General features: G+C 54.5%; 6 protein-coding genes. All 6 read left to right on the plus strand.

All coding sequences use genetic code 11. The features are described 5' to 3' along the window. Positions 1-760: helix-turn-helix transcriptional regulator (locus tag JCM25156_RS09735; protein ID WP_034959210.1), on the plus strand; the 760-nt coding region annotated here is incomplete at its 5' end. Between the two features lie 165 nt (positions 761-925). Next, complete coding sequence (locus JCM25156_RS09740) at positions 926-1,159, plus strand: type II toxin-antitoxin system Phd/YefM family antitoxin (RefSeq protein WP_025812923.1); 234 nt, start codon at positions 926-928, stop codon at positions 1,157-1,159. Next, a complete protein-coding gene (locus JCM25156_RS09745; RefSeq protein ID WP_025812925.1) occupies positions 1,156-1,542 on the plus strand; it encodes a type II toxin-antitoxin system VapC family toxin in 387 nt (128 codons plus the stop codon). Before JCM25156_RS09740 ends, JCM25156_RS09745 begins: the two co-directional genes overlap by 4 nt. Positions 1,543-1,888: 346 nt before the next feature. Continuing rightward, the gene (locus tag JCM25156_RS09750; RefSeq protein ID WP_025812926.1) at positions 1,889-2,737 is read left to right on the plus strand and encodes an AbiU2 domain-containing protein; all 849 of its coding nucleotides are present in this window, start codon (positions 1,889-1,891) and stop codon (positions 2,735-2,737) included. Positions 2,738-3,276: 539 nt separating this feature from the next. Next, on the plus strand, positions 3,277-3,858 hold the full coding sequence (locus JCM25156_RS32370) for an EamA family transporter (protein WP_306301744.1): 582 nt from the start codon (positions 3,277-3,279) through the stop codon (positions 3,856-3,858). Further along, positions 3,852-4,016 carry a hypothetical protein gene (locus tag JCM25156_RS32375; RefSeq protein WP_306301745.1) on the plus strand — a complete coding sequence of 55 codons (165 nt, stop codon included), beginning with the start codon at positions 3,852-3,854 and terminating at the stop codon, positions 4,014-4,016. Before JCM25156_RS32370 ends, JCM25156_RS32375 begins: the two co-directional genes overlap by 7 nt. Positions 4,017-4,508 lie beyond the last annotated feature (492 nt).

Consider the following 4,508-nt stretch of genomic DNA (forward strand, 5'->3'; position numbering starts at 1 on the left):
CCGCGCCCTTGGGACGTTCCTTCGTGCGCGTCGTGATACCCTTTCACCGGGGGATGTTGGTCTGCACCCGTTACCAGGACGCCGCCGGGCAAAAGGGTTGCGGCGGGAAGAGGCCGCCCAGATCTGCGGCATCAGTACGACTTGGTATACGTGGCTCGAACAGGGCCGGGATGTCTCCTGTTCGGTGGCGACGCTGGCACGCATTGCCACGGCCCTGCATCTTTCCTCCGCTGAACGCCTGTACCTGTTCGAACTCGCGCAGATGAAAGACCCCAATGCGTCGCGGTCTTCTATGGCAGCAGGCCTTCCCGATGAGGTCCGGATCTTTCCCGAGCAGATGGCAGTGCCTTGCTATGTGCTCGATCCCCTGTGGAATGCACGCGCCGCCAATGACGCGGCCCGACATCTTTTTGCCGGTTGGCTGAACGGTAAAGAACGCAATCTGCTGCGCTACGTCTTTCTTGCTCCGGACGCCCGCACGTTCCTCGATAATTGGGAAAGCAGTGCGCGACGGGTACTGGCGGAATTCCGGGCTGTCAGCATTCGTGGTGATAAACAGCAGGTGGACGCACTGGTGCAGGAACTTCGATCCCAAAGCCCCGATTTTGAGCGGCTATGGCAAAATCAGAGCGTGTTGCTGCGGGAGGGCGGTCCCCGCAAGTTTCATCATCCCATTGATGGCCCCGTTGACTTTGATCAGACCACTCTCACTTTTACAACCTGGCCACAGTATCAACTGGTGACAGTGAAACCACGGTAATATCATCGGGTTCAGACTATTTATATGTTCGCTTTCTGCCAATCGCCTTTGCCTGGAGTGCCGTTCCCTATGGGGCAAACTCGGGCAGTCACACGGCTGGAATGGAAGGCCGCTCTTGCCAAAGGAAAGGTGGTTAGCTATATTGGTTAGCTAAGGAGATGCCTCATGGCTCAGTTTTCGGTTCACGATGCCAAGACCAATCTGTCCCGTCTGATCGCCGACGCACTTGCGGGCGGTGAGGTGGTGATCGCGCGTGGTTCCGTACCAGTGGTGCGTCTTGTGCCGGTGGAACCGCAGGGTCGTCGCGTGTTTGGGGCGCTCAAAGGCAAGATCACCTTGGATAAGACCTTCAATGAGGCGCTGCCCGAGGATGAACTGGACGGGTGGAATCTCGCTTGAGGCTACTGCTTGATACGCACGCGCTGATCTGGTGGCTGGCGGGCGATGAGCACCTGAGTCACCGCGCCCAGGAGGCCATAGCGGATGAAGCCAATGTCATTGCCGTGAGCGCGGCTTCGGCCATGGAGGTCGCAACCAAGTTCCGCATCGGCAAACTGTCGGGGGCGGCGCTGCTGGCGCAGGACTTTGAGGCTATTGTTGCCGGGCAGGGGTTCGTTGAACTGCCAATCAGCGTTACTCACGCGCGCATCGCAGGCGAGATGAACATTGCCCATAAAGACCCGTTTGACCGTTTTCTGATTGCCCAGGCGCAGGCCGAGGGTATGACGCTGATCTCCAACGAGGCCTTGTTTGACAGCTTCGCCGTCAAGCGTCTTTGGTGATCGAAGGGACTATGGTTATGAAAAGATCAAGCGAGGGCAGAAAAGATCTTTTCAAAACAATTATCTAAACCCGCTTTATTCTCACCTTGCGATTGTCGCAAATTGAGAACCAATCCTGCCCCGCAACCACTTGCAGTTTCTGAAACCCCGCTAAGTCAACGGCTTAGCGGGGTTTTGCTATGCGTAAACCGAGGGCATATTCCGGGAAACTTTTTAATTTCAGTTATTTAGGGGAGGTAGGTTCAAATCGGGGGTATCCTACCGCGCAACCACTTGCGATTATCTGCATTGACGTGAGACGCTGTTACAATCAGGCTCAGAAACGAATGATTTATGAGATCTCGTAATGGATGAAGACGTTTCGTTCGTGCCCCTTGATCCTGTGGTCGCCATACCGCTGTCCGGTCCCGGAGCTCCTGCTGATCGGCCGCTGAAGCTCAAGAGCGCGCAGAATGCCCTCGAAGAAGCCCGCAACGCCTTCCATCAAGCGCGCAAATATATGGAATTGTGGCGCGTCTTGGCTCGAGACGACGCTCTTCACGATCGTATGGGCCAATATTCGATGGCGCTTGGAGGATTTTTTACCCTTCGTTGGGCAGTGACGGATGCATTGCTGCTTGCAATCCTACGAATGTTTGAGGCGGACTCCAAGGGAGATCGTTCCCTTTCCTTTATAAGGATATGTAAAAATCTCGCCGACCCAACGGTCCAGACCTATTTAAAGGATTGGCGAGTGCGCGAGCGCCGACCCACGCCCGCCAAATTCGGAATGGCACTTCCACTGGACGCAAAAAGCGAAGCTAAATATCGGTCCTATCTGAAAACTGATGAACAGAATACAATGGATGGTATCCAAGCACGCTTCGACGAGCTTACCACCCTACAGGGTGAACTGGAGACACCGAACACAACCTGGGTGATTAAGCGCTTAAAATTCATCCGAGATAAAGAGGTTGCTCATAGGGATTTAGAACGAAACCCGGCCGACGACAGAGCCACTTATAAAGATTTTGAGACTCTCTTCGATCTAGCTGACCGTATTCTTAACGTCGCAGATGATGTGGCCCGAGGATTCGGGCCAGACATTGCGCCATTGCGCTCGCCAATTATCGAGCCCCGCTGCCTTGTTGCTAGTTGGCGTGCGGAAACCAAAGAGGAGCTCAAGCAGGTGGAACTCGCGCTTACCCAAGAATAATTATAATCCGATTGCAAGCTGAAGACTTGATTGGTTCCATTTGATTGGGTCGGCTTTCGAGAAGCCGAAAAATTTGTCCTGTTGTCCGAGAAGAGGCGGAATCTGCTTGTCTATTTCATGTCCGCTAAACAGACAGGCACGGAAGGGGGGAAACCGCTCAGTCCGGTTTGGATTAAACCTGCGATAAAGTCACCTGTCCGCTTCAGGCAGCTTTTGTTCGAAATGAGTTCGCAACAACGTCGAAACTTAAACCGACAACGGAAAGCCGGCCATACCGTTTGCCAGCAGGCACAAGAGGCGATCTTGGGCTGTCCGCTATCTCCCACACAGACAACGGACGTTTGATTTGCCCTGCTCCGGATAGCATAAATGAGCGATTCCGAGCGCCGCCGTAATCCCTGGCCTCCTGTGTGGTCCTCTTTCATATTCGCCATCAATGAACGATGCTTCCTACAAACACCGAAAGGAATAGCGGGATGACGCCTGGCAGGCTGGGAATGGGGCTGGCATATGGAATGGCGGCGGGAGCGCTATGGGGATTGGCCTTCCTGGCACCTGAACTCGCGGCCGACTTCACACCGCTGCAGCTGTCCACCGGGCGGTATCTGGCTTACGGCCTCTTTTCCGGACTGATGCTGATACCCCGTTGGAAGACGCTGGGACCGCTCATCGGGAGAAGGGAATGGCGGGCATTGATCGGGCTCGGACTGCTCGGCAACGTCCTCTATTATGTCCTGCTATCATATGCGGTCCGGCTGGGTGGCATTGCCATGACGTCGCTGATCATCGGATTGTTGCCGGGGTTGCTGACCGTGATAGGCAGCCGGGGCGTGAATGCAGTGCCGTTGCGAAAGCTGGCTCCGACGCTGGTATTCGGCCTGGCAGGTATTACATGTGCCAGTTGGGGCAGGCTGGAACACGCTGCACCGGGGGTTATAGGTATACAAGTGACCGGGTGGTTCTGCGCCCTTCTGGCTCTGGTGTCATGGACTATTTTCGCTGTTCTAAATCAACAGTGGCTGGAACGCCTGCACCAGATATCTTCCCATGACTGGAGTCTGTTGACGGGCGGCGCAACCGGCGTGCTCACCCTGCTGTTGGCTGGACCGGCTTCATGCTGACGGTGCCGGGCAATCACGATGGTATCATGCACGGCATACATGAATGGGCGCGCTTCATTGCGGTTGCAACCGGCATCGGAATCCTTGCGTCGATCTTGGGTAATACCTTCTGGAACCGGATGAGTCGCCTGCTCCCCATGACACTGGCTGGCAGATGATTTTATTCGAGACGTTGTTCGCTCTGCTGTATGGTTTCTTATGGGATCATCGGGTTCCTGCTTTTCCTGAAACACTCGCGATCCTTTTTGTTAGCGTGAGCGTATTGTCGGGCGTGATGGTTCATCGGCACCAGACCGACGTTGTCGCTTTGGAACCTTCCTGAATGGTAAACTGCGTGTTGAAACGGTGGGAGGTGCCCCTCCCCCGCGACTACACTATCGCGCATGAAGTCCAGAATGTCAGCCCGCAGGCGAATTATCCGTGTCTGTAAGGCAGACATGTCTGCTTCAGGTAAATGCCTGGGTAACTGCGGGTGTCATGAATGAAGGCGGAAGCTGACGTGGCTTTGAATGCATAAATTCTACGTTTTATGAGGGCAGGGGCAATTTATTTTCAGTAAGAGTTCATGCATGGGCAGAAAAAAGTTCATTAAAACAACCTCTTAATCCCGCTTTGCTCTCAACTTGTGATTGCTGCAAGCTGAGAAGCAA

Source organism: Komagataeibacter kakiaceti JCM 25156 (assembly GCF_000613305.1).

What these genes read in the sequence shown, in the direction of transcription:
- JCM25156_RS09750 (WP_025812926.1), top strand. Translation starts at nt 1,889, where the DNA reads ATGGATGAAGACGTTTCGTTCGTGCCCCTTGATCCTGTGGTCGCCATA.
- JCM25156_RS09740 (WP_025812923.1), top strand. Translation starts at nt 926, where the DNA reads ATGGCTCAGTTTTCGGTTCACGATGCCAAGACCAATCTGTCCCGTCTG.
- JCM25156_RS32375 (WP_306301745.1), top strand. Translation starts at nt 3,852, where the DNA reads ATGCTGACGGTGCCGGGCAATCACGATGGTATCATGCACGGCATACAT.